Source organism: Burkholderia plantarii (assembly GCF_001411805.1).
Lineage (GTDB): Bacteria > Pseudomonadota > Gammaproteobacteria > Burkholderiales > Burkholderiaceae > Burkholderia > Burkholderia plantarii.
Genome location: NZ_CP007213.1, coordinates 719,270 through 745,506 on the forward strand (window position 1 = coordinate 719,270; position 26,237 = coordinate 745,506).

General features: G+C 60.8%; 20 protein-coding genes and 1 pseudogene. 11 read left to right on the plus strand and 10 right to left on the minus strand.

The window, feature by feature from the left end; all coding sequences use genetic code 11:
- Positions 1 to 3 precede the first annotated feature (3 nt).
- From bpln_RS20630 to bpln_RS38440, 4 genes and pseudogenes are all read left to right on the plus strand, one after another.
- Positions 4 to 1,485: a metallopeptidase TldD-related protein gene (locus bpln_RS20630; RefSeq protein ID WP_055139846.1), complete on the plus strand. Its 1,482-nt coding sequence runs from the start codon at positions 4 to 6 to the stop codon at positions 1,483 to 1,485.
- Positions 1,486 to 1,487: 2 nt separating this feature from the next.
- Positions 1,488 to 1,952, plus strand: coding sequence for a hypothetical protein (locus bpln_RS20635; RefSeq protein ID WP_055139847.1), 465 nt, complete (start codon positions 1,488 to 1,490; stop codon positions 1,950 to 1,952).
- A 19-nt stretch (positions 1,953 to 1,971) separates the two neighbouring features.
- Positions 1,972 to 2,994, plus strand: a complete 1,023-nt coding sequence (locus bpln_RS20640) for a DUF2891 domain-containing protein (protein ID WP_055139848.1) — start codon at positions 1,972 to 1,974, stop codon at positions 2,992 to 2,994.
- 318 nt (positions 2,995 to 3,312) lie between these two features.
- Positions 3,313 to 3,844, plus strand: a pseudogene (locus bpln_RS38440) (transposase); the annotation flags it as partial.
- A gap of 82 nt (positions 3,845 to 3,926) precedes the next feature.
- On the opposite strand, the gene bpln_RS34265 reads toward bpln_RS38440, so the two are convergent.
- From bpln_RS34265 to bpln_RS34270, 4 genes are all read right to left on the minus strand, one after another.
- Positions 3,927 to 4,796 carry a phosphotransferase enzyme family protein gene (locus bpln_RS34265; RefSeq protein WP_158512048.1) on the minus strand — a complete coding sequence of 290 codons (870 nt, stop codon included), beginning with the start codon at positions 4,794 to 4,796 and terminating at the stop codon, positions 3,927 to 3,929.
- 62 nt (positions 4,797 to 4,858) lie between these two features.
- Complete coding sequence (locus bpln_RS35825; RefSeq protein ID WP_148654106.1) at positions 4,859 to 6,403, minus strand: asparagine synthetase B family protein; 1,545 nt, start codon at positions 6,401 to 6,403, stop codon at positions 4,859 to 4,861.
- 306 nt (positions 6,404 to 6,709) lie between these two features.
- A complete protein-coding gene (locus bpln_RS35830) occupies positions 6,710 to 7,954 on the minus strand; it encodes a hypothetical protein (protein ID WP_148654107.1) in 1,245 nt (414 codons plus the stop codon).
- A 274-nt stretch (positions 7,955 to 8,228) separates the two neighbouring features.
- Positions 8,229 to 9,767, minus strand: a complete 1,539-nt coding sequence (locus bpln_RS34270) for an ATP-binding cassette domain-containing protein (protein ID WP_158512050.1) — start codon at positions 9,765 to 9,767, stop codon at positions 8,229 to 8,231.
- Between the two features lie 705 nt (positions 9,768 to 10,472).
- On the opposite strand from bpln_RS34270, the gene bpln_RS20645 reads away from it, so the two are divergent.
- The 3 genes from bpln_RS20645 (at position 10,473) to bpln_RS20655 (ending at position 15,191) form a co-directional block, all read left to right on the plus strand.
- Positions 10,473 to 11,654 carry an efflux RND transporter periplasmic adaptor subunit gene (locus bpln_RS20645; RefSeq protein WP_055139849.1) on the plus strand — a complete coding sequence of 394 codons (1,182 nt, stop codon included), beginning with the start codon at positions 10,473 to 10,475 and terminating at the stop codon, positions 11,652 to 11,654.
- 4 nt (positions 11,655 to 11,658) lie between these two features.
- Complete coding sequence (locus bpln_RS20650; protein WP_082465378.1) at positions 11,659 to 13,653, plus strand: MacB family efflux pump subunit; 1,995 nt, start codon at positions 11,659 to 11,661, stop codon at positions 13,651 to 13,653.
- Between the two features lie 71 nt (positions 13,654 to 13,724).
- Positions 13,725 to 15,191, plus strand: coding sequence for an efflux transporter outer membrane subunit (locus bpln_RS20655; protein ID WP_158512051.1), 1,467 nt, complete (start codon positions 13,725 to 13,727; stop codon positions 15,189 to 15,191).
- Between the two features lie 97 nt (positions 15,192 to 15,288).
- On the opposite strand, the gene bpln_RS20660 is transcribed toward bpln_RS20655, so the two are convergent.
- The 3 genes from bpln_RS20660 to bpln_RS20670 are packed head-to-tail and all read right to left on the minus strand — an operon-like array spanning position 15,289 to position 18,930.
- Complete coding sequence (locus bpln_RS20660; protein WP_055139851.1) at positions 15,289 to 16,395, minus strand: porin; 1,107 nt, start codon at positions 16,393 to 16,395, stop codon at positions 15,289 to 15,291.
- A 52-nt stretch (positions 16,396 to 16,447) separates the two neighbouring features.
- Complete coding sequence (locus bpln_RS20665) at positions 16,448 to 17,776, minus strand: uracil-xanthine permease family protein (protein ID WP_042629263.1); 1,329 nt, start codon at positions 17,774 to 17,776, stop codon at positions 16,448 to 16,450.
- A gap of 38 nt (positions 17,777 to 17,814) precedes the next feature.
- The gene (locus tag bpln_RS20670; protein ID WP_055139852.1) at positions 17,815 to 18,930 is read right to left on the minus strand and encodes an aryl-sulfate sulfotransferase; all 1,116 of its coding nucleotides are present in this window, start codon (positions 18,928 to 18,930) and stop codon (positions 17,815 to 17,817) included.
- Positions 18,931 to 19,034: 104 nt separating this feature from the next.
- Here bpln_RS20670 and bpln_RS20675 point away from each other — a divergent pair, with 104 nt between their 5' ends.
- From bpln_RS20675 to bpln_RS20690, 4 genes are all read left to right on the plus strand, one after another.
- Positions 19,035 to 19,991, plus strand: a complete 957-nt coding sequence (locus bpln_RS20675; protein ID WP_055141155.1) for a LysR family transcriptional regulator — start codon at positions 19,035 to 19,037, stop codon at positions 19,989 to 19,991.
- Between the two features lie 408 nt (positions 19,992 to 20,399).
- On the plus strand, positions 20,400 to 20,717 hold the full coding sequence (locus bpln_RS20680; protein ID WP_042629265.1) for a co-chaperone GroES: 318 nt from the start codon (positions 20,400 to 20,402) through the stop codon (positions 20,715 to 20,717).
- Between the two features lie 74 nt (positions 20,718 to 20,791).
- Positions 20,792 to 22,420, plus strand: coding sequence for a chaperonin GroEL (groL, locus tag bpln_RS20685; protein WP_055139853.1), 1,629 nt, complete (start codon positions 20,792 to 20,794; stop codon positions 22,418 to 22,420).
- Positions 22,421 to 22,528: 108 nt separating this feature from the next.
- Entirely contained in the window at positions 22,529 to 22,783 is a 255-nt protein-coding gene (locus bpln_RS20690) for a hypothetical protein (RefSeq protein WP_042627223.1), read from the plus strand.
- 423 nt (positions 22,784 to 23,206) lie between these two features.
- On the opposite strand, the gene bpln_RS20695 is transcribed toward bpln_RS20690, so the two are convergent.
- The 3 genes from bpln_RS20695 to nadE form a co-directional block, all read right to left on the minus strand.
- A complete protein-coding gene (locus bpln_RS20695) occupies positions 23,207 to 24,379 on the minus strand; it encodes a porin (RefSeq protein WP_055139854.1) in 1,173 nt (390 codons plus the stop codon).
- Positions 24,380 to 24,708: 329 nt separating this feature from the next.
- A complete protein-coding gene (locus bpln_RS20700) occupies positions 24,709 to 25,335 on the minus strand; it encodes a LysE family translocator (protein WP_080937339.1) in 627 nt (208 codons plus the stop codon).
- A 28-nt stretch (positions 25,336 to 25,363) separates the two neighbouring features.
- The gene (gene nadE / locus bpln_RS20705) at positions 25,364 to 26,227 is read right to left on the minus strand and encodes an ammonia-dependent NAD(+) synthetase (RefSeq protein ID WP_055139855.1); all 864 of its coding nucleotides are present in this window, start codon (positions 26,225 to 26,227) and stop codon (positions 25,364 to 25,366) included.
- Between the last annotated feature and the right edge of the window lie 10 nt (positions 26,228 to 26,237).

Sequence of the window (26,237 nt, forward strand, 5' to 3'; positions counted from 1 at the left end):
GACATGAGTGATGCAGAGCAGTTGGGGGTGCAACCTGCCACGCGCGAACAGATGCGTGCGCTGGCGCATGGCATTCTGCTGGAGCGGCATGGAATCGGCGAGGCCGCGCTGTTTTCCGCGATGGGATCGGCCCTCGGGCAACGCGGCGATTTCGTCGACATCTTCCTGAAGGAAACGACGGTGGAATCGTGGTCGCTGGAAGGCGGCGTCGTGCGTGGCAGCTCGTATCGTCGCGATGCCGGCTTCGGCATTCGCGTGTTGAAGGGGGAGGAGGCGACGCAGGCGAGTTCGCAACGGATCGACGCGGCCGCGCTTCGGCATGCCGCGGCCCGGCTGCGTGGCACAGCCAGTGGCGTTTCGCTGCACGGCTTGTCGGCCTCGCCCGTGCAGGCGCCATCGGCGCGGCCGCTCTACGATGCGGCCCACCCGCTGGAGGCAATGGGGGGCGCGGACAAGATCGCGCTGCTGAAGACACTCGACGAGGCCGCGCGGGCCGCCGACCCGCGCGTGATCGAGGTGCACGCCGTGCTGAGCGCCGTGCATGAAACGGTCTGGGTGGCGCGATGCGACGGCCTGAGCACCGGCGACGTGCGCCCGCTGCTGGCGCTCTGGATCAACGTTCGCGTCAGGTCCGGCGCGCGCGAGGAGAGTGCGAGCGGTGGCATGGGCGGGCGCTACGGGGTCCGGACATGGTCCGAGGGCGAGCTTCGCGCGTTAGCGCACGAGCGGGTGGCGGCCGCGCTCACCAAACTGCAGTCGCGGCCGGCGCCGGCCGGGAAAATGACGGTGGTGGTCGGGCCGGGCTGGAACGGCGTGCTGCTGCACGAGGCGGTCGGCCACGGACTGGAGGCGGATGGCGTGCGGCGCGGGACCTCGGCCTTCGCGGGACGCCTGGGGGAGCAGGTCGCCTCGCCGAACGTGACCATCGTCGACGATGGCACGCTGCAGGGCGGGCGCGGTTCGCTGCATATCGACGACGAAGGGTGCGAGACGCGGCGCACGACCCTGATCGAGAACGGCGTGCTGCGCGGATACATGCACGACCGGCTCAGCGCGCGCCTGATGGGGATGGCGCCGACCGGGAACGGCCGGCGCGCGGGCTATGCCTCGCCGCCGATGCCGCGCATGACGAACACGTTCATGCTCAACGGCGATCGTGATCCCGAGGAAATCGTCGCGTCGGTGCGGCACGGCATCTACGTCTCGGGCCTCGAGGGTGGCCAGGTCGACATTACGAGCGGCCAGTTCGTGTTCGAGGCATCGGAAGCCTACCTGATCGAGAACGGCAGGATCACCGCGCCCGTCAAGGGCGCGACGATCACGGGGCGCGGTCCGGACACGATCCGCCACATCAGCATGGTCGGCAACGACCTCGCGTGCGATCCCGGGAAGGCGTCCTGCAGCAAGGCGGGGCAAGTGATTCCGGTGGGCGTCGGCCAACCGACCGTGAGGGTGGACGAGATGATCGTCGGAGGGACGGCGTAGTCATGGTTTCGAGGCGTGCGACACCGGCGCGACCGCCGGCCAACCAGTGGGCCTATCGTCTGCATCAGTCCAGTTACCGGCAGCGGGAGGCCAAGACGGAGTTGCTGCCGTTGCCGAGGCCGATACGCGATGCATTGTCGCTGGAATACCACCTTCAGCTCGAGGCGCTGCACGCCGGCGTCGGATCGCTGGTCGCGCTGCAGATCCTGATGCGGGTGGTGATTGCCACCGGCATCCTGTGCGAATTCGGTTACGGGGATGTCGAGGGCGCGTCGTACAAGGACCTGGAAGCGATCGCGAACCAAGCGTTTTCCTCGGGCATTCAAGGGCATTTTCATTTCAACCACGACGCGGTTCGTCTGTTCTCCAAGGTTTTGACGACGCATGACCTGCAGCTGGAAGTTGCTCCCGTCAAGGTGGTCGACGAAGTCGCGAAGCGTTTGGAACGATACGCCAGGTCCGCCTGATTCGATTGGAACCACACCCATGTCTTCCAGTTTGACCCGTGAGCTTGCCGATCAATTCTCCCGCCTGACGCTTGGCCACGTCACGCGCGAATACCCTTGCAGTCCGGGCCACGTATGGTCGGGGCCGGACGACAGCGGTACGCCGCGGCAGCTTCATCCGGTGTTCTTCGGCAGCTTCGACTGGCACTCGTGCGTGCATGGCTACTGGCTGCTTGCCCGGCTGCTGTGCGAGTTTCCCGACCTTGATGCCGGGCCGCGCATTCGTGAGCTGTTCGATGCCTCGCTGACGGCCCCGAAGGTCGCACGGGAATGCGAGTACTTCGGCGACCCGCTGAGGCAAAACTTCGAGCGGCCTTATGGCTGGGCGTGGTTGCTCAAGCTTTCCGCGGCACTCGGCGCGCACCACGATTCCGGCTGGGCGCAGGCGCTGGCGCCGTTGGCGCGGTTGATCCGGGAGCGTTTCGAGGAGTTCCTGGCCAAGGCCACCTACCCGAACCGGGCCGGAACGCATCACAACACGGCGTTCGCCGTCCGGCTCGCGCTCGATTATGCGGACGCCGTCGGCGATGCCGCGTTCAGGACCCAGCTGGCTGCGGCGGCGAAGCGGTGGTATGGCGACGATGCGGACTGTCCGGCATGGGGCGAGCCGAGCCTCGACGATTTCCTTTCCCCCTGCCTGATGGAGGCCGAATGCATGCGGCGCACCCTGGACGCCGGAGAATTCGCCGCCTGGTTCGAGCGGTTCCTGCCACGTCTGGCGGCAAGCCAGCCATCGTGCCTGTTCACCCCTGCCGTCGTGAGCGACCACGCCGATGGCCGCATCACCCATCTCAACGGACTGAACCTGAGCCGGGCCTGGTGCTTTCGATCGCTCGCGAGCGCGCTGCCCCCGGACGACGCGCGCGCGCGGCTGATGCGCGAAGCGGCGAGCCGGCATGGGGCTGCCGCGTTGCCGCACGTCAGCGGCAACTACATGGCGGAGCATTGGCTCGCCACCTACGCGGTGTTGATGCTTACTGGCGATGACGTAGCCGGCGCTTGACAGGGAAGTTCGCCGCATTGAACTGGCGCGCCAAGGCCAACGCCAGCGGTTATCCGATGAAACGACGACGGCCCTTGACTAAAGCGCATCTGCTGCCGTTACCTCTCCTACGAATACGGCAGCAACAACTGCTACATCTCGTGGCGTGGTGCCTGCGGCTCGGCCAGCATGCCGAACCGAAGCAGCTTGCGAAAACCGCTTCGTGTCCCGAGCCATCGATACCTGTATTGGCCTAATGAATCCGGACACTGATTCAGTACCACAGCCGGAGATTTCCTGTCGTAACAAAAATGATTAGGACAACGTTGTAGGCAAGCGATGCATTCGACTGCAAAGGTGTGGGAAGGTGAACTGGACTCGCTGCATCAACGGCTTGGTGAGTTATTCGAGCGTCCGGAGCCCAAACAACGGCGGGCAGCTCGCCGAATGGATCGGCGAATCGACACCCGGCGGCGTGCAGCACCTGTTGGAGCGGGCGCGGCCTGATGTCCACACCGTGCCGGATATATTGCGGAAGTATGTTGTCGAGCACTTCGGTGTACGTGACGCGGTGCTGATTGTGGACAAAACCGGCTTCCTCAAGGAGGGCTAGCGCTCGGCTGGTGTTTAACGCCAGTACAGTGGCAGTGCCGGCCGTATCGAGAACAGCCAGGTCGACGTGTTCCTCCGTTATGCGGATCGTCGCGGGAGTGTGTTTGTCGGCCGCGAATTTTTTTACGTGCCCAAGGCATGGACCGATGTCTGGGTACGCAGCGAGGCAGCAGGCATCCCCGAATCGGTGTAATTCGCAACAAAGCCGCAACTCATCAAGCGCACTGTGCTCGAGCGTGCGCCTGATGCCGGTGTGCCGCGCCCTCGTGCTGGATTTGGAGGGTCCGCGCTGAGTTACGCCTTATCACGTTACGCATGTGGAAAAGACATAAAAATTTTTATTATAAATTGAGCAATGTTTTATTCATTCTTTCCAATACTTCGCTTGTTCGAATAAAAACTGTCGGCCACATCGCAGGCGGGATGAGGCAATTCCTAGAAAGAAATGCAATCGATCGTATGCACTTTGCAAACACGGCGCTTGGCAGAACTGCAACCTCGGTGGCACCCAACGCTTTGTAATCTTGATAGCTGCGAAGAATGCTCAGCACTAGGGGCCTTGAGTTTTCGCAGCTGCTTTCATTTGAGAATATTGAAAGCAGAATGGCTGCGATATCGAACAATAGCGGGCCGTTAAAAAGCATCTCAAAATCAAAAAAAGAACATCCATTTCCGTGGAGACGGATATTTAGAATATCCAGATCCCCGTGGATTATCCCGCACTCAAGGTGCTTATTTTCAACGGATCTGACATAATTTTTTGACCTTTCCGTAAGGAAAATTTTAAAATCATCAGGTATGTCGGATTTGACAATAAAATCAAGCGACACATCTATGATGTGGGGGATATCAAGGCTGGACGCCCTTGCGCCAGACCAGGAGAGTTGCTCATGAATTTCGGCAACCGCTCGTCCGACAATACACATCTCTTTTTCGGTTAATGCGACAGCCGTGCCCTTCGCCTCACTGTATATACTCAATAGGCGAAGCTGTGAATTAACGCGAATCCAGCGGAATGAGGCGCCATCGCGAGCAATAAGTGGCTTGCTAACGGATGCTCGCTCTGTATCGTTAAACTCAAGCAGTAGTTTGTGAGTCAGTTTAATGTGCTCGATGGTTTGATCGTGTGAATATAATTTGGCATAGTAAATTACCTCGTCATGGTTAATCCGAAATGTGTGGTTAACGCCGTGAATTATTTCGGTAACCATCTCGGGGGAAAATCCATACCATTTCTCACAGGCATCGCGAATTACATCTAGATTCCCATTGGTCATAGTAACGCCCGCAGTATGAGTTCGACATCGAGAATGCTCAGTATCAGAAACTTCAAATCATTCCTGGGATTGGCTAAGAAGTCATCAAACATTGACATCAATGCGGCCCCATTCACAATTTCAAGATCCACCAGTCGGGATGAGGAAAAGATGCTTCTTATTATATTTTGCTTTAATTGGATCGCGTGAATGGCAAATAAATTGAAGCTTTCAGGCTCGGGAAGCGCTTTAAACGGATCGTATGCCCCTAGAATTTCAAGAGATCTTCGAATGATACGCTTGTCGGTTCTCATGGAATCCGGAAGTAGCGAAAAAAAATGAACAATTGCAGGATCGTTTAGTGGCGCAATAGATAGTATGCCTTTTTCTATTAAAAATGGTGATTGATTGGCGGCTGCCAGCAGCCCAGTCTTCGTGCAATACCCCGGAGAATAATCTCCCACAAACACATCTTTAAGAAGTTCAATGGCATTTTTTGTAAGAATTTTGTGATGGCTTGACCACAAATCAGAAAAAAGCACTTGCTGGGATGTTGAGCAAATTTCGTCGCCACCGATGCCGGAAAATCTAAATGACCGTTCGTCATTTTGCGCCATTCGCCAAAGTTTTTCAAAGATGCAGTGGAAATACTCTCCCCACAAAGGCGCGGTGTCTTCGATGAAGTTTGAAGAAAAATCGAATGCTTCGAGCTCTCGCGAATGAAATCCGAAAAATCCAATTAGACTTGTCCTGCGCGGAGTATCAGTGCGGAAAAACACACTATCGGTATGAATCGACAGCGCAAGCGGGTCGGTGCCATAAATACATTTCAAGACTGCGGATACCATGGCAGAATCAATCCCGCCACTCAGCTCGGTGCAAATATCAGCGGCCCTCAGCGGGCGCCTGGCAATTCTGGTTTTTAGCGTTTCGATGAATAATTCAGCGGCGGCGTCAATCGACAGTGGGGATTTTTCATAACCACCATCGACAATGCAAGGGCCTGGAAACTGAAAATCAATGCCGTTGGCCGTCATGTAGAGCGATGACCTTTCTGTCAATGCCACAACGGAAGATAGCATCATCCTTGGACCATAGCGAAAATCCCCTACCAGTCTATGACATACTGCCTTAAGATCGATTCGCTTACTTGGGCATTGAGTTAAGATTCGACGATAATCCCATGTTACTGTCAGAGCACTTTTTTCTAGATAGGCGTAAACCGGGAGAATCCCCATGGGGCCCGATAAAATACGAAGAGTTCCGCCTTCCTGAGTGCTGGTCCATTCTACCGCCAGATAATCAAGATCAAAGTTTTGGAGTGATTCAAGCTCATTCCAAATTTCGCCCACAGTCACGCCATAACTGATGTCACAGGCCAATTGCTCAAGGCACTCTCTCTCACGAACCACCAGCAGCCAGCTTTCAGAATGACTGATGAACCGAACCACTAATCCCTGATGCGAAACAGGTGCAATAAAACTATTGGAGAAACAAATCGATCCGTCGCGCCACTCCGGCGTCGCAGCCAGGTCGGCCAGGTCAAGCGATGCCTCAATCATATACCTCCCATTTTTATTGAACCCCTCCGGAGACATCTTCGGAGGGGTATTTTTAATTCAACTTAAAAAAATCCAAACATGTTGCTATCGGAATGTACGCCGCCTTTTGAGCCCCCGGTGTTTGAATTCGCCCCTTGATTTTTATTGACCACTAGTGGGACGCAGGAGAATTTCTCAGTCTTTACTTCCAAGGATTCTTTGATTGATTCAAGCAAATTTTTCATGATTTTCTCTAGAAATTGCCGAATTGGGTTTCGGCGGCCCATTTCAAATGGCTAAAATGAAACCAGCCCTTGAAAATTCAAATCAGACATATCTGTCTACGAAATTTTTGATTTCGTAATCAACATCGGTTGTTGAAAGCCTGCCTTGCATTGACTGGAATGCCAACTCCGCGGAAAAGGCGCGTGGCTCAGTCTGCATCCGTGATTGCTCCGAGAAGCCGAGGAATTCCGCTACGCTCTTGTCAAGCACTCTCATTGAAGATAGAGTTTTTAATGAATTTTCGATCCCGTCCACTATGAATTCCGACAAATCCAATACGGTGCCGCAGAGTGCGCCTTTTGAGGCATCGAGTTTATACTTTAAAAATATGGAATCTTGTCGTTCACCAAAATAAAAATGGCCGAAGTCCACAATTTCAACCCTGAACGGACTCACTTTGCTGGTGCAGGTTAATTGGACATTGAAATATGAAACATAACCCTCGATCGAGTTGCCGATATTCGACGTTAGCTCGCTGACTGGACCAAGTATATCGAGGGGATGAGCCAGCTTTCCGTCTGCCTTTTGTAGCCTGCATTGAGGTCCGGCAAAAATACCCATTTGTTGCAGGATGCATCCAGTCAATATCGAGATATTTTCCCATTCCAGTTTTTCTACCTCTCGTGATTTGCTAAAAAATTCTGGGCGCAAATTTGCGGCTCGGACGGTTAGTCCACATGGTGTGAAAGAGGAATTGGGGCTTTCGAAAACTCCCCGAAACCCCGCATCGATAACACCATATAAAGTTGCGCCATAAATTTCGACATCCGACAGTCTGCATTTTTTTTCCATTATTCGTTGGACCAAGACGTCATACAGCGCTTGTACCAGTGGCAGCAAACCCGAGCGATGGATAAATGGTTCCGCCACAACCCCTTGCGCGACGCCATGACCTTTCACATCAAAGAACTTGATATCATCCAAGTCTGTTTCAGACGAAATTTCGATTAAACCGGCTCGACCGTAGGTCTTCGGGCGCCACACACGGCATACATTACCCCCCACCGGTATCTCGGTATTTACTGAATTTGGTATGAGTTGGGAATTGGAGATGTACGCGGATTTTCTTAAAAACCAATCGTCCATCTGCGCATCTGACATGGATCGAACACAATTTCCCTCGAATACGTAATCACCAAAATCTCTTCTAACCGCATCGCGATCTATCCAAACTACGCGTGCATCACTGAGTTGATGAGCAGTCTCAAAAGGGAGTGGTGAATTAAGCTCGAAACCGTCGGATAGTTTAATCGGAGAGCTTTTTAATAGATGATGGTACGGATTCATTTCAGCGGACATCCGAAAGTGAGATGCGAAATGAGGTGAGGGAGTTTGCGATTGCGCGAATTTGATTCAGCAAACGATCTACTTCATTGATGGTGGATTCACTAATCGAAGAGTCCGTTTTCACGGCTTGCAATATGGCCGAGCAAGTGATGTTCAAGTGTGAGGAGACGGCTCGAATTAAAGGGGCAGGCATGTCCAGTTGCCGATATTGAGATTCTTCAGTCAATCTCTTTGCAAATGCCTCGATGGACTGTGATGTCGATTCACGCATAATTCACTCCTCATTTGAGAAAAATTGCTCAGCATGAGTATTAAATAGGTAATGGTAACCAGATCGAAGTGACATGAGTTCGTCATGTGAGCCAATCTCCGAAATGGTGCCCTCGGAAATTAACGCAATTTGATCCGCCCGCCTTACCGATCCGAATCGGTGTGAGACCAAGATAACGGTCTTCGATTTTTTTGATAATAGAAATTCATTGGTCAGACGCATCTCGTTTACAACGTCTAGTGACGCCGTCGGTTCATCGAGAACTAAGACGTCAGCATCTGGTGCGTATGCCCGCGCCGCAGCTATGCGTTGCCACTCACCACCTGACAGATCGATACCGCCTTTGAACGCTCTTCCGAGCTGTGTGTCAAGTCCGGCCGGCAATTTCTTTATTAAATCTGACGCGGATGCACATTCTGCTGCCCACCAGAGGCGTTCTTCTCGCGGTTCTCCCACCGCACCTATTCCAATGTTGAGGTCAACTGGGAACTGATACTTTGCGTAATCCTGAAATATTGCCGACATTCGAGTTCTCAAATAGGCTCGGTCTATTGAGTAGATGTCAACACCGTCCAGCCGCGCTTGTCCTCGCGTCGGCTTGTAAAGACCGCAAATCAGTTTCAGAAGAGTGGTTTTACCAGCGCCGTTTATTCCTACAATAGCGAAGGAGGATTTTGGTGGTATGCAAAAATTAATATTGCATAGGCAGTAATCTTCGGTGTCAGGGTATTTAAACCATACGTTTTCAAAGACAATTCCTTTTTCCTCGCTACTTATGCAAGGCAAGGCTGGCCGGTTTGCTGCCGTGTTTGGATCATCCAATATGTACTGTGGAACGGAACTGGCCTCTGTCAATTCGCTTTGCAACGAAGAAATCGTAGTCAGGAATAGCGAAAAGCTACTTTGTACCTGGCGACAGCATAAAAGAATCGATGCTGCTGATCCGATGCTGACTTTTCCCTGTGCTGCAGCAACTGCGGTGGCGCAATATACAGCATAAACGGAAATCACTCCCAGAAAATCAGACGTAAATAATGTGTAGATCGCGAACCATGAATGGTCATTGGTTTTTTTGTTTATTTTGTGATTATACGCGTCGTACAGATTTATTAGTTTATCTTTTAATCCAAAGAATAAAACTTCTTTTGCATACAAAAGATTTGTTAGTAGTAGCTCTATGTACGAGGACCTTGCGTAATCTTCATGGAAATTATTTTGCATTCCTCTTTTCTTGCTTTCCACTGCCGCGGTCAAGAAGAAAGTCGGCAGGGCGAACAGGATGACAAAAATTCCAGCGTACGGGGATGTTTTCATTGTGACAAGCGTTGCTCCTCCCAATGAGGTGAGAGATGTCGCAAGTGAGGTAATTCGTGTCGGCAAATAAACCGCGCGTGGAATCCCGTATCGCGTCACAAAATCGTAGGCTTGCTTGCTTTTTGAATTTTCCCGCTCTGACAGTTCAAGGCTTGCCGTCTTGATTAGGACTCGGCGTGTCAACTCTTGCTTGGTTTTTGTGGTTTCCGATCCAGTTAAGGCAGACATGAATCGTTCTTTAATAATGATAAGCAAGGATATGGCCGCCTCGGATCCTATTAAAAATATCACGTACCAAGTTGATTCGGATCGTGTGGCCGATGCCGTTGTAATTGCATTCACGAGCAGCGCAGTTATTATTGTTATAAGAGTTGGCAGGAGTCCTCCTAGCAAACCCGAAGCAATGGAGAGTGTGGCAAATTTCTTATTTATCGATATTATAAAAAATAATGTGGCAAGGTGTTTTTTCATAATAACGTGGCCCGTTATATTTTCGTTGTGCTGATGGTCAAGTCGCAAACCAATCTTTTTTAGAGAGGTGGTGTGGGCTCAACCCAAGTCTTTCCTCTTTCAATCTGTAAATATCTGCCGATTCATTGATATGATGAAGATAGCAAATGAGGGTGGAATATTTTTGCTTTTTCAAAGAAATCAAAGCGATGCATTAGAAATTTTTTCTTGCACGAGACGATTGCCGCTTCGCATGAAGTGGTTTGCGGCGTCAGATGTTATGCCGCTCACGGTGGCGTCGGCGGCCGATTTCGATGGGATGGTGAAATAGCAAAATTATTCTAATTCGCATAGGGTAATCTATTTGCTGCGCAGCGATCGGCTATCGATTTGATCGCTTGGTTCCGGGGTAACCGGTCCTCAAGTGGACGTCCAATAACATGAAGGAACGGGCGCGAAAGAATTTTGAAAGGATTTTGGCGCTTGAACAACAAAATTTTCACATATGGTGTCGCGACGCTGTGCATCGCTGTGGCCGCCGTCTCTGTATATCGGTATGCACGGCATGACAAGCCGAATATTCAATACCTTACCGTTCCTGTCTCGTATCAGGACGTCGAATCCACCGTCGAGGCCGTAGGTACGATCCGCGCGGCCGATCTCGTGAGCGTCGGCGCGCAAGTCAACGGACAGATCAAGTCGTTGCACGTGGCACTTGGCGACCACGTCAGGAAAGGTCAGCTGATCGCGGAAATCGACTCGAAGCCACAGATCTACGCATTGGACACGGCGCAGGCGCAATTGCAAAGCGCGGTGGCCACGCTGCATTCGAGCGAGGCATCGCTTGTCCAGGCCAGGCTCGCGCTGGAACGGCAGAAGGAACTCGTTGAACACGACGCCGGTTCGCATGCCGATTTCGAAACGGCACGGGCGGCCTTCGATGTGGCTCGCGCCAACGTCGAAACGAGCCATGCCCAGATCAAGGTCGCGCAGGTCAACGTGGATACCGCGCGCGTCACGCTCGGCTACACGCACATCGTTGCGCCGAGCGACGGGGAGATTGTCGCCATGCTCGCCGTCGCGGGCCAGACGGTGAACGCAAACCAGACCACGCCCAATCTGGTCAAGATCGCACGCCTGGACACGGTGGAGGTCAAGGCGCAGATCTCGGAGGCCGACGTCGTGCGGCTCAAGCCCGGTCTGCCCGCCTATTTCACGATTCTCGGCGACGCGTCCCATCGGTATGAAACCACGCTCAAGGCCATCGAGCCCGCACCGGACTCGATCCTGACCGACACGACGACGAGTGCCAACACCACTTCGTCGGCAACGAATACGGCCGTCTACTACAACGGCCTGCTCGACATGCCGAATCCCGATAACCGGCTTCGCATCTCGATGACGGCGCAGGTGTCGATCGTGCTTGCACGGGCACGACACGCGACGGTCGTGCCGGTTGCGGCGCTGGTTGCACCGGCACACGACGGACGGGCAACGGTGCGGCTCCTGGGGGCCGACGGCAACGTCGCCAGCCGGGCGATACGAACCGGCATTGCCAACGATACCGTCATTCAGGTTCTCGGCGGGCTGGGAATGGACGATCGAGTCATCGTCGGCCAGGCCTCGGGCGCGGGGACGCGTGATCCGTACAGCATGTCGAGGTAACGGAATGTCCATGCCACGTGTCGAGTCGTCGAACGCTCCACTGATCGACCTCACGAGTGTGAGCCACACCTATGGCGCGGGAGAGGCGGCGGTCGACGTCCTGCACCAGATCAATCTGCGCATCGAGCGGGGCGAGATGGTGGCGATCGTCGGGGCATCGGGTTCGGGAAAATCGACGTTGATGAATATTCTTGGCTGTCTCGATACGCCGACGTCCGGTAGTTACCGGATCGACGGCGTCGAGACCCAGTCGCTCGACGCGGATGCGCTCGCACGGTTGCGCCGGGAGCATTTCGGCTTCGTATTCCAGCGCTACCAGCTGTTGAACGATTTGACCGCTCTCGGCAACGTCGAGGCGCCCGCCATCTACGCCGGCCTCGACGCGGAGCAAAGGGGCAAGCGAGCCAGGCAGCTGCTCGCCCGTCTGGGCCTCGGCGAGCGCCTCGATCATCGGCCGACGCAGCTCTCTGGCGGGCAGCAGCAGCGAGTGAGTATCGCGCGCGCCTTGATCAACGGCGGCGAGATCATTCTTGCCGACGAACCGACCGGCGCACTCGACAGCCAGAGCGGCGACGAACTGATGGCGCTGTTCCATGAGCTCAACGTGCAAGGCCATACGATCATCATCGTCACGCACGACATGAACGTCGCCCGGCATGCGCGCCGTATCATCGAGATCCGCGACGGACGCATCGTCGGCGACCGTTCGTCCGGGTCGAGCCCTTCGGCCAACCCCGGCGATGCGCAAACGGCGCCGCCCGTCGGGCGCGCGATCGCGCTTCGGCGCAAGAACGCGCAGCCGTTCGCATTCGGCCGGTTCGTCGAGGCATTCCGGCTCGCCATGCGTTCGGTGGCCAACAACCGCCTGCGCTCGTTCCTGACAATGCTGGGCATCATTGCCGGCATTGCATCGGTCGCCTGCATGGTCGCCCGTGGCGAGGGAAGCCGCAGAACGATCATGGACCAGATCAGGCAGTTCGGTACGGACACGATCAGCATCTATCCAGGACGTATGGCGGGCGATCTGCGTGCGAGCTCGATCCATACGCTGAGTCTCGCCGACGTGCGTGCGCTGCAGGCGCAGCGCTACATCGATAGCGTGACGCCGGAAGTGACGAGTTTGGGAACGATCCGTGTGGGCAACAAGGACGTATCCGCGACCGTTCACGGCACCGGAGCCGACTATTTTCGGGTCCACGGCATCGCCATGATCGAAGGCCGGCCGTTCGACGAATCGCTGGTGGAATCGAACGCTCCCGTTGCCGTCATCGACGAGAAGACGCGACAAACGCTGTTCGGCACCGATTCGCCGATAGGGAAAGTCGTACTGGTCGGCAACCTGCCGTGCCACGTGATCGGCGTCGCGGGTTCGAACGCCATGTCGTTTGCACCCGGTACGCTCGGGCTCTATATGCCGTACACCTCGGTCATGTCGCGCATGACCGGATCGTACAACCTCCAGAGCGTGACGGTCCGGCTCGCCGACGGCGTACCATCGAGCGCCGCGCTGGCCGGCATCGACAAGGTCCTGGCGGCGCGCCACGGCGCGATCGATTTCACCACCTTCAACTCGGATGCCTTGTTCCAGATCGCGACGGCATCGAATGAATCGTTCCGCGTCTTCATTTCGTCGATCGCATTCATTTCGCTGCTGGTCGGCGGGGTCGGCGTGATGAACATCATGCTCGTCTCGGTGACGGAGCGCACCCATGAAATCGGGATTCGCATGGCGATCGGTGCTCGCCGTTCCGACATTCGCGATCAGTTTCTCATCGAATCCGTCTGGCTGTGCGTTGCAGGTGGGGTTGCCGGCGTGGCGCTCGCGATCGGCGTCGTCAGTTTCTTTTCGGACCCGCGAAGTCATTTCTACATGGTCCTGTCGTTCGACTCGATCGCTACGGCATTCGCCAGTGCCGCACTCGTGGGCGTCGTGTTCGGTTATTTCCCGGCGCGTCAGGCCGCACGCCTGCGCCCGGCGGAAGCACTGACCCGCGAATGAAAATGTTCCCTCGTTCACTGCATGCCGTGTCGACACGTACGGTCTCACGGCGGCCCGGAAGGTCGAAATCAATGTCACGATTCACCACGCCAGCCTTGTTGATTGTCTCCCTAGCCGTGGCGGCATGCGGGACGCTGACGCGCACGGCGTGGACGCCGCCGGCGGTGACGATTCCGCAGCATTGGCAGGCAGTGTCTGCTGCCGCGGGGCCGACCGCGAGTTCCATGATGGTCGGCACGCCCGGCACCCGGAGCGACGCGTCCGGCTCGTCCACGCCTTCGCCGGCTAAGGCCGAAGCGACGTCGAGCGCGGATACGGATATCGACCCCTGGTGGCAGGCATTCGGCGATCCGGAACTGGACCGGCTCGTCGCGCGGGCCCTGGCCGGTAATCACGATCTGAAGACGGCCGTCGCCAATCTGCGCGCGGCGCAATTCGCCGTCGATCTCGCCCGCGCCAATCGATTGCCCACGATCAACGCAAGTGCGGGACAGTCGGATTCTCATTCGCTGCACGGCGCACATGTCGTGTCACACGCGAATTCACTTCTCGCGTCGGCCAGTTATGTCGTCGATCTATGGGGGGCGCTGGCGAGTTCAGTCGATGCGGCCCGCTGGGAGGAACGGGCAACCGAGCAGGACGAACGGACGGCCAGGATGACCGTCGCATCGTTGGTTGCCGACGAATACTGGTTGCTTGCCCTGCTCACCGAACAGATCGAACAGAGCGACGCATCGATTCAATACAACGAAAAAACGCTGGCGTTGACGAATATCCGGTACAGGTCGGGTGCGGTGACGGCAGTGGATCTGCTGGCCGCTCGCCAATCGCTCGCGTCGCTACGCGCGTCGCGCTACGCTTTGCTGGTGCAGCAAACCCAGGCTGAAAATGCACTCGCCATCCTGCTCGGTCAGCCGCCGGGCGAGGTGTTCGTGGTGCCTTCGGCGCGCCTGATGACGCCGTTGCCCGCGGTCGACCCGGGGGTGCCGGCCTCCGTACTGGCTCGCCGTCCGGACGTCAGGTCGGCGGAATTGCGAACGCGCGCCACGCTCGCGACAGTCGATGCGACGCGGGCCAGTTTTTATCCCAACCTCACGTTGACGGGCTCGGCGGGTACCTCGAGCGATGCGTTGCGCAATGTGTTGCAGAACCCGATCGGTACGATCGCAGCGAATGTCGCCGCCCCGTTTCTGAACGTCTGGACGATGAAAGCACAGGTGGGTTCGGCGCGTACCGCCTACGATGCCGCGTCAGTCGCGTTCGCCAAGGCGTTCTATCAGGCACTTGCCGACGTGGAGAATGCCCTTGCCGCACGCGCCGACTACGAGGTCGAAACGACGCAATGGGCCGACGCGCTCGACGCAGCACGACAAAGCGAGCAGCGCATCGGCTGGCAATACCGCGCGGGTTCCATACCGCTACAGAACTGGCTCGACGCCCAGCAGGCGACCCGCAATGCCGATGCCGAACTCGCGAGCGTGCGCTATGCGCTGCTCGTGAATCAGGTGGCGCTGTATGTTGCGCTCGGCGGAAGATAGCGTTGATCCCGATGCGACGGTGTCGAAAGGCCGTGATCGTCGTGCGGGTCTGGCGGGCTGTTTCGCGTGCGTGCGCGGCGCCGGCGTATGTGCCGGCTCAGAACAGGTGATGAATTCCGCCGAGAAACACCGTCTGCCGTCCGTTCGACGCCGCGCCGATCCCGAGCGTATTGGCCACCGCGCCGCCGCCCGCGGTTTCCAGCATCAGATCGGCGTACACCTGCGTGGTCTTCGACAGCGAATACACGTTGGCCACCGTGAACTGCGTCCAGCGACGCCCGGCGAGTGTCGCGGTCCATGCACCCGCCGCGACTTCCTCGGCGGGCGTCAGACGCAGATTGGCGCCGCCGTCGAAGCTGCGAAAGTGTTCGCTGCCGCCGTTCGAGGCGATCCGTACATCGGTGGCGAGCGCGTGCAGCGTCACACGTTCGAACCGGTACGATCCGCCAACGCCCATGTCGCGCACCTGTTTCGCGTTGAAGTTCGCACCGGACGCGAGCGCCTGCCCTTCGAACGAAGCCAGCCCGAGCCCGTTCGAGAGCGGCAGCAAGCGGTCGCGATACTCCGAATACACCGCCACCAGCTTGAGCGGCCCATTCGCGTAGTTGGCGCCGAAGCTGATGCTCCGCCCATTGGTATTGCTGGCCGTCGCGCCGGGAAATCCATACAGCGCGCCGAGCGTCAGGCCGCGATAGTTCGCGCTCTTCCATTTCACCGTGCTCGACAACTGCACGGGCAGGGTGCTGCCGAGACCATCCAGATTGCCCGGGTGAAAGGCGGAGAAATCGCCGAGTAATTGCCCGGTCGAGACCGATCCGAGCCAATCGAAATTCCAGTCCGTCTGGCGGCCGAGCGTCAGGGTGCCGAACGTTGGATCGGCGAGGCCCACGTACGCCTGGCGATTGAAGAACGTGCCGCTGCTGGCCGAGGCCCCCGTCGTCGTGACGAAACCGCTTTCCAGCCTGAATACCACCGAGCGGCCCGCGCCAATCCCTTCGGTACCCTGAAAGCCGAAGCGGTCGGCCTGCAGGGTGCCCTGTTCCGCAATATATGCCGGCGAGCCGTGCAGGTTGCTCACGTAACCGAGGCCGGCATCGAGACTGCCATACAGCGTGATACTGCCCTGCGCGAAAGCGGCCGGGGAAACGACGAGCGCAGCCAGGCCCGCGACGCGCGTCGCGTGGAAAGCGAGTTTGCTTTTCATGACGTATGGGTGAAGCGTGGGAAGGAAACTGCGAGGGTCCGTCAGGCCGAAATCAGGTGGCCCGGGTTGTCTCCACCGGCGCGAGGCGCCACGCGCCGAACACCAGATTGACGACGATGGCCGTCAACGTGCCGGCCGCCATGCCGTTGCCCAGCACGATCTGCAGCGAGGCGGGGAACGACGCATAGACGTTGGGCACCAGTACCGGGATCAGCCCGGCCACGAGCGCCGCCGCCAGCGTGTATTGATTGCCGCGAGCATGCAGGTCGACCGTGCCGAGCAGATTGATGCCCATCACGCCGATCATCGCGAACACGATCAGCGCGGTGCCGCCGACGACCGGCGCGGGGATCGCGTACGCGAAACGCCCGAGCGGCGCGAACAGCGCGATCAGCAGCAGGATCGCGCCCGCCGTCGCGGTGACGTAGCGAGAGCGCACGCCGGTGGTCTGCACGACGCCGATATTCTCGGCACTGGTGATGATGAGCGAAGTGCCGAGCAGCGAGCCGATCAATGACGCGAGCGCGTCGCCGCGAATCGTCCGCGGCACGTCGCGGCGCATATCGATCTTCCTGCCGGTGATTTCGCCGACGGCCACGGTTTGCCCGGTCGCTTCGGCCATCGAGATCACGCAGAAAATCAGCATGGGCAACGCGGCCAGCACGTCGAAGCGCGGCATGCCGAACGGCAGCAGACCGGGCAGCGTGAAGAGCGGACCGCTCCACAAGCCGCCTGCCGACATCAACCCCATCGCCCAGCCGGTGAAGGTGCCGGCCACGAGCCCGAGCAGCACCGCAAGCCTGCCCGCGGTGCCCTTGAACAGACGCGCCACCGCGAGCGTGGCCACGATCGTGATGAGTGCCAGGCCGAGCGACTGTGGGCGTGCGAAGCCCGGCGTGCCCGGTTGCCCGACCACAATGCCGGCGTAGATCCTGATCAGGTTCACCGACACGAGCAGCAGCATCGCGCCAACCACCACGCGCGGAAAAAGCCGCAGGCATCGGGCGAAGACCGGCAGCACGATCCAGTAGAACAGGCTCGCGAGGATCGCGGCGCCGGCGGCCGTGCGCAAGTCCGTCTGCGTTGCGGTCACGGCGAACAGCATGGCGGGCGCTCCGCCGGGCACCATCACGAACGGCAGCCGCGCGCCCACTGCGCCCGCGCCGAGCGACTGCAGCAGCGTGCCCACGCCGCACACGAAAAAGGTCCCGCCGATCAGATGCACGGTCGTGTCCGACGGCAGCGACAACATGTGCGACACCAGAAAGACCGCGGTGACCGGCGAAGCGGCCATCGACAGGACGTGTTGCAATCCGAACAGCACCAGTTGCCACGCGGGCAGGCGCGCATCGACGCTGTGAATGGCGGGGTTTGAATTCACGTTTCCCTCGGAGTTCGAAGCACGATGATGCGCCTGGCTCACGCGTGCAACCACGGCAATTGCTCGCGGCGGTAACGCAGTGTCTGGAACACGCTGTTCAGCTGACCCGGACCGGTTCGGCGCGCCGCCTCGTCGGGGTATTCGCCGAACCACGGAATCACGTATTCCCACACCACTTCGCCCGCCGGCGTCACTTCGAACAGGCGCCCGCTGGCCGATTCCGTGATGTGGGTGTTGCCGTTCGGGAGGCGCTGCGCGTTGCCCATGAACGCGCTGTAGAACATGTTCACCATGTCGTCCGCGTACGACCACACCACCTCGCGGCTCGCCGGGTCGATCTCCAGCACGCGCGAGAACGCCACATGCGCGCCGGTGCGGAAGTTGCCGTTGTCGAAGGTGAGGATGTTGCCGTTGGCGAGCGCGACGGGCGCATGCTGATGCGATACCAGGCTCGGCGGGATATGCATGGTCACGCCGCCCGTCTGCCTGTCGACCGCGATAATGCCCGACGTGGTGCGCAAGCTCATCAGCACCTCGCCCCTGGCGTTGACGCCGAGTCCGTTCACCAGCGGCCAGTGATAACGGCCGAAGCCTGGCGCAATCGGAAAGTCCTCGGGGTTCAGATGTTCCCAGGCCTTCCATTCCCACACCAGTTCGCCGGCGCGATTCACCTCGCGGATCACGTCGCCGTACATCACCTCGCCGGGTGCGTGCGCCGTGCCGCCGGGCACGCGCTCCGCGAAGCCCGACGGCACCGCCGAGCAGGCGGCGTACAGCAGGTTGCCGTTCGGCAGCCACTGCGCGTCGTGATGATGAGCGGTGTCCTGGTAGCGCCAGACCACCTCGCCTTGCGGCGTGACTTCGTAGAAGTCGCCGCCATGCCACATCGACCACGATGCGTAGCGGTCTTCCGAGTCCACATGACTGCCGTTGTAGCCAAGATTGCCGTTCGGCAGGATCACCGCATGGCGGCCGGGGCGCACCGGCATCTGCCACTGGTGAACGACCTCGCCCCCGATGTCGACGAGGTACACGCGGCCACCCGCCGTTTGCGGCGCGATCAGCGTGTAGCCGCCGGCGCACAGGTCCGGGTCGTGAGCAATCAGGCCGACGCCGCGGCGCCGCTGGGTGACTTGATCGACTTTGGTGGTCACATTTCGCTCCGTTAAGATGACGGAGCAGAATCTAGGCTATTCGTGGTGTCAGGAAAATATGATTGTTCTATACGGGCCGTATGGAAAAACCATACGGCAAATTCATGCGTCCAATATCGCAGACGTTCCGGTGTTTCGACGAGGTGGTCAGGCGCGGTTCGATCCGCAAGGCGGCCGAAGCGCTGCACCTGACCGCCGCCGCGGTGCATCAGCAGATCCTCAATCTGGAAGAGCAGGTCGGCTCGCCGCTGTTCGACCGCTTGCCGCGCGGCATGCAACTGACCACGGCGGGCGAGATCATCATTGCCGCGGTGCGGCGCAGCCAGCGCGATTTCGACAATGCGATGACGCAGGTCGAGGATCTGCGCTCGCTGCGTCGTGGACACGTGAATCTCGCGGTGTCGCCCTCGTCGGCGGAACAGCTGGTGCCGGACGCGATCCAGGCCGCGATGAAGCGCTATCCGGGGGTGACCTATAGCGTGCGATCGGGCAATGGCGAGAGCATCCTGAAGTGGGTCGAGACAGGCGAGGCGGATATCGGCTACGGCCTGCGCCGCAAGCCGCCGCTCGGCGTCGTGGAAGTGCGCGCGTTCGCGCAGCATCTCGGGCTCGTCACGCCCCCGGGACATCCGCTCACGACGCTGCAGCGACGTCCGCGTTTGCGCGAGTGCCTCGACTATCCGCTCATTCTGATGACGCCGGATACCGAATTGCGCTTGATGGTGGACCAGATCGATCACCGGGAGCGCCGCAAGGCGCGTCCGCTGGTGGAGACCAGTTCGGTTTCGATGGTGCGCCGGCTCGTGGCGGACGGCGTGGGCATCGGCTTTCTGATCGCGGAGAACGTCGCGGAAGATGTCGCCCGGCGCAAGCTCGCGTGGACACCGCTCGCCGACACGGGCGCCCAGTCGTTCAGTTGCCTGTATCAACGCTCGGATCTGACGACCACGGTCGCGATGAGCATGTTCCTGCAGTTTCTCGGCCAGGCGATCGAGACCATCAACGATCACTTTCACGCCGCGACGCAACCGGCCCGCAAGCGCGGCACCCGGGCCACCTGAATCCTTGGCGCGCCGGGGCCCGCGCGCTGCGCCGCGGCGGCGTCCTGGTGCCGCTACGTTTGCCTTCCTGCCCCGGCGTGCTGTCGCCGGGGTCCTCGTGCTCGTCGGAATTGCCTTGCCCGGTGCGGGGCGGGTCCGTGGGCATGATGCGTCTCCTCATGGGGTGGGGGGCCATGGAAATGGGCATGCCGCGTGCCAGCCTTCCGACCTCGGCGCGGTCCACCGCACCCGGCCGTCGCGTCGAAACAATCTGTTACAAACTGCCGTTTTCGGCCCTCTTGAAGGGCGCGCCGGCCGACTCTATTTCGCTTTCCGCCAGACACTGGCTCGGCTGCGCCGCGGCGCATCGCTCCCGGTACGCAGCCGGATTCCCTTATTGGTGATCCTTTCATCGCTCAGGAGATGGAAATGCAGATTCGTCCCCTCTACGACCGGGTTATCGTCAAGCGAATCGAAGCTCAACGGACGACGGCCTCGGGCATCGTGATTCCCGATTCGGCGACGGAAAAGCCCGAACAGGGCGAAGTCGTCGCGGTGGGCAGCGGCCGGCTGCTGCAGGATGGCGCGCTTCGTGCGCTCCAGTTGAAGGTCGGTGACCAGGTGCTGTTCGGCAAATACGCGGGCCAGACCGTCAAGATCGATGGCGAGGAACTGCTCGTCATGCGCGAGGAGGACGTGATGGGCGTCCTCGAGACCGGCGCGGGCGCCGCCCGCAAGGCCGCCTGAACCTTCGACCGGTCGCGGGCGGCCGCCCGGTCGCCCGCGACGCGTCGAGTCAACGACTTCACCGGAGCAGCAACATGAGTGCAAAAGACGTCAAATTTCACGACGGCGCCCGTGCCCGCATCGTCAAGGGCGTGAACGTGCTGGCCGATGCCGTGAAGGTCACGCTCGGCCCGAAGGGCCGCAACGTGCTGATCGAGCGAAGCTTCGGCGCGCCGACCATCACGAAGGACGGCGTGTCGGTCGCCAAGGAAATCGAGCTGAAGGACCGCTTCGAAAACATGGGCGCGCAGGTGGTGAAACAGGTTGCGTCGAAAACCGCCGACGTGGCGGGGGACGGTACCACCACGGCAACGGTGCTGGCGCAGGCGATCGTGCAGGAAGGCATGAAGCACGTCGCCGCCGGGATCAATCCGATGGACCTGAAGCGCGGCATCGACAAGGCGGTGGCCGCCGTGCTCGACGAACTGCGCAAGCTGTCCAGGCCGATTTCCACGAACCGGGAGATCGCGCAGGTCGGCTCGATCTCGGCGAACTCCGACGAGGCGATCGGCAAGATCATCGCCGAGGCCATGGAGAAGGTGGGCAAGGAAGGCGTGATAACGGTCGAGGACGGCAAGTCGCTCGAGAACGAACTGAACGTGGTCGAGGGCATGCAGTTCGACCGCGGCTACCTGAGCCCCTACTTCATCAACGATCCCGCCAAGCAGGCCGCGTATCTCGACGACGCATTGATCCTGCTGCACGACGGCAAGATCTCGAGCGTCCGGGACCTGCTGCCGGTGCTCGAGGCAGGCTCCAAGGCCGGCAAGCCCCTGCTGATCGTCGCGGAGGACGTCGACGGCGAAGCGCTGGCCACGCTGGTGGTCAACGCGATGCGCGGCATCCTCAAGGTGGCCGCCGTGAAGGCGCCCGGTTTCGGCGATCGCCGCAAGGCCATGCTCGAGGACATCGCGATCCTCACCGGCGCGACCGTCATCTCCGAGGAAACCGGCAAGCAGTTGCAGAAGGCCACGCTCGAAGACCTGGGCCGCGCCAGGCGCGTCGAAGTGCGCAAGGAAGACACGATCATCATCGACGGCGCGGGCGAGCAGAAACGCATCCAGGAGCGCGTGCAGTCGATCCGCAGGCAACTGGAAGACACGACGAGCGACTACGATCGCGAGAAACTGCAGGAGCGCGTGGCGAAGCTCGCCGGTGGCGTGGCCGTCATCAAGGTGGGCGCGGCGACCGAGGTCGAGATGAAGGAGAAGAAGGACCGCGTCGACGACGCGCTGCACGCCACGCGCGCGGCCGTCGAGGAGGGCATCGTGCCGGGCGGGGGCGTCGCGCTCGTGCGCGCGCGTTCGGCGTTGGCGAGCCTCAAGGGCGCGAACGGCGATCAGGACGCCGGCATCCGGATCGTGCTGCGTGCGCTCGAGGCGCCCATGCGCGTGATCGCCTCGAACGCCGGCGACGAGCCGTCGGTGGTCATCGCGAAGGTGCTCGAAGGCAGCGGCAATTTCGGCTATGACGCGGCCACCGGCGAATACGGCGACCTTGTCGAGGCGGGGGTGGTCGATCCCACCAAGGTCACGCGCACGGCACTGCAGAACGCCGCATCGATTGCCGGCCTGATCCTGACGACCGATGCAACCGTGGCCGAGGCGCCGAAAGACGAGAAGCCGGCGCCGGCTTCCGCTCCCGCACCGGAGTTCGACTACTGACCCGGCAGTGTTGTCCGCATGCGCCGGCCGGCAGCGCGGCCGGCGCGATCCGTTCGGCGCCGCATGCCTGTTGCGTTGCGCGGGGCCGCCTTTCGTGCAGGAACGGTCATGAAACTGACGCTCCATATTGATTCGAAGCCGCTGGAAGTCGAGATCGACGACGTCGTGGCGGGGCTGCTGGCCGCGCGCCTCGACCTTCCCGCCGGTGGAGACAACCAGGACGCCCTCGCCCGTTATCTCGGCGAGAAGGGCGCGCCCTGGACGCTCGACGAGGAGCACATGCGCAGGCGCATCCTGCGCAGGCTCATTCTGGACATCGCCGACCCGGCGCTGGTGATTCGCCATCTGATGGCCGACGAGTGAACCGGGCAGGCCGGGCCGGGCGGGAAGTCCGGCATGGCAGGCCGCCGGCCGGCCGGGGGCGTCGGGGCACGGTGGCCATGATCCCGCCCGCCAGTCCGGCTGACGGCACAGCGGGCGTCGGTGGCATCCGCCCGACAGTCGGCAATCCGGACGAGATCAACGCCAGCCCGACATCCGCCTTGTCGTGGACGGCGCTCGTCCATGCCGGATCATACTGGGCCGATGCCAGGATGCCGACCACGCCCGCGTCGGCACCCGCCACGGTGGTTTGCATGCTCGCGCGCTGGCGCGCGCCCGTCCGGGCCGGCAGCGCACCGACCGGTACGGGGAAGGCCCGCGGGAAATGGCGCCCGGCCTGGCGCCCGGCGGCGTCGAGCCGCCGATCCGGCCATGCGGCGGGCCGGGCGCGCGCGTCGCCCCGCCTTAGAACCGATGCATCATCCCCAGCCGCACCACGGTCTGGTTCACGCCCGACGAAGCCCCCGCCGACGCGTCGATGATCTGCGCATCGTCGAAGCTGGTACCGGTATGCGCGCTGACCGCGTGCTGATACGCCGTCTGGATGTACAGCGAGGTGCGCTTGCTGAGGTCGTAGTCGAGCATCAGCGCGAGCTGGTGGTACTTCGGCGTGTAATCACCCTGCTGCGAATGCAGGTGCGCGATCGTGAACGTGTAAGACGCGCCGAGCCAGAACGCCGAGTTGAAGTAGTACTGCGAATTGAACTCGATGTTGTCGAACTTCCAGGCGTTCCAGGCCGCGCCGTTCGACGGCGTGCTGTTGGCGAGCCAGACGTTGCTGGTGGGGTTGTAGACGTCGACGTGCGAATACGAGGCCGCCACCTGCACCTTCGTGAAGCGGTAGGACACCGCCGCGCCGATGTTCTGCTCCGACGTGCCGTCGAACAGGTCGCCCGCCGTGACCGCGCCGCCCGCCGTCGAGCCCTGGTTGTTCATGCGCAGGTACGAGGCCGCCGCCGTCAGGCCGCCGTTCTGGTAGTTGACCGTCGCGCCCCACAGGCGGTTGTTCGAGAAGCCGGTCTGGTTCGAGAAGCCGTACATCGCCTCGACGGTCAGCCCGTTCCAGGTCGGGCTCACGTACTTGACCGAGTTGTTGACGCGGAAATCCCAGTCCTCGTTGTTGTTGTCGAACGGCACGGTGGCGATGTCGCCGGCCCAGTTGCCGGCGGCGGTCAGCGACGCGAAGCCGAGCGAATCGACGGTGATGTCGTACTGACGGCCCAGCGTGACGGTGCCGTAGCGGTCGCTCGCGAGCCCCACGTAGGCCTGCCGGCCGAATTCGCTGCCGTCCTGGCCGAGCTTGCCGTTGTTGATGTTGAAGCCGTTCTCGAGCAGGAACACGGCATGGTTGCCGCCGCCCAGGTCCTCGTTGCCCTTCAGGCCCCAGCGGCTGCCCGCCGTGTCGCCGCTCGAGAGCTGGTAGGCGGAGTGGCCGCCGGCGTTGCTCGTGAAGTTCAGGCCTTCGTCGATCAGGCCATAGAGCGTGACGCTCGATTGCGCGTGCGCGGCGCCGGCGAACAGCGCGGTAACGGCGGTGACGATGCCGAGCGCGGTGTGCTGGAGCGATGTGGTCTTCATGTTTTTCCCTTCCTGAAGGTGATCGTTATGGGGCCGTCACGCGACGGATGACGGAGTGTAGGTAGCGGGAAAAACGTGTCGGGAGGGAACCGTGAAATTCAGAGTTCCGGTCTTTGCAAGAGCACGCGGCACGCCCGGTGGCGCGCAATTCGAGGGAAACGGGAAACGGCCGGCGCGATTGTTTCGTTGTATTTATGTTTCGCGGCCCTTGACGGCCGGATTTTTCTTCGCGGGGGAGGCGGGCGGCGGCTCTCGCAGCCGCAGGAAAGGGCGGGGCGGCACGCGAGCCGCCCGTCGGGAAGCCGCCCGCGAGCGGGGCGGCGCGTCCCTCAGCGCACCAGCTGGCGCACGCCGAGCGCGATGATCACGCCGCCGCAGGCGCGATCGATCCAGGCCTTGCCGCGCCGGTAGGCGCCGGCCACGTCCGGGTGCGAGAGCACCAGCGCGACGCAGCCGTACCACGACGACGACACCACCAGCACCACCGACAGCATCACGCCGAAGGTCGGCCACGCAACGTGCGCGGGCGTGGCCGAGGCGAACACGGCCGCGAAGAACGCGATCGACTTCGGGTTGGCGATGTTGGTGGCCACGCCCTGCACGTAGGCGCGGCGGTGGCTGGTATCGGTGGCGCTGGCGGCCAGCGGGTCCACGGCGGGCGCGGCCGTGGCCTTGACGATCAGGCGCGAGCCGAACCAGATCAGGTAGCCGGCGCCGGCCACCTTCACCACCAGCGCGATCCACGGGAACGCGGTAAACACGATGCCGACGCCGAGGATCGCGCAGCTGGCCCAGAACAGGTTGACCGAGACGATCCCGCCCACCAGCGCGAGCGCGGCCGGGCGCGTGGACGAGGCGGCCTTGTGCGCGACGGCGACGAAGTTCGGCCCGGGCGCGACCACGCCGACCACGTACACGGACAACACGGCGACGATCGCGTGCCAGTCGATCAGCATGACGGCGCCTCCGTGAACGGCGCGGCGCTCATGCCACGCCGCCTTGCGGGTGCGGCCAGTCGAACGGCGTGTAGGGCAGCGCGCGCTTGTGGCGCGTCAGGTCGTAGAAGCGCAGCACGGTTTCGTAGACGTGATCGTCCACCGGCTTGCCTTCGAGGAAATCGTCGATCTGGTCGTAGGTCACGCCGTAGGCGGTCTCGTCGGGCAGCAGCGGGCGCAGCGCCTCGAGGTCGGCGGTCGGCACCTTCATCACGAGCGCTTCCGCGCCGCCGAGGTGGCGCGCCACCGCGCGCACGCGGCGCTTGGTCAGGCCGGCGAGCGGCAGGATGTCGGCGCCGCCGTCGCCGAACTTGGTGAAGAAGCCCATCACCGATTCGGCCGCGTGATCGGTGCCGATCACGATGCCGCGCCGCGCGCCGGCCACCGCGTACTGCGCGATCATCCGCTCGCGCGCCTTGACGTTGCCGTGGACGAAATCCTGCTGCGCCTCGTCGCGGAACGCCTGGCCGGCGGCCGTCACGGCGCCGAGCATCGCGTCGGCGGCGGGCTTGACGTCGATCGTCAGGTTCTCGTCGGCGGCCACGAAGGCGAGCGCGCGCTGCGCGTCTTCCTCGTCGCGCTGCACGCCGTAGGGCAGCCGCACGGCGATGAAGCGCGCGTCGTAGCCGCTCGCGCGCAGCCGCTCGACGGCCAGCTGCGCGAGGCGGCCGGCCGTCGACGAATCGACGCCGCCGCTGATGCCGAGCACGTAGGTGGCCAGGCCGGTCGAGCGCAGATAGTCGGCCAGGAAGGCGACGCGGCGCTCGGCCTCGGCGGCGGCGTCGAAGCTCGGCGCCACCAGCAGTTCGGCGGCGATCGCGCGTTGCCGCGCGGCGTAGTCAGGGCGGGTCATCTCGGGGTAG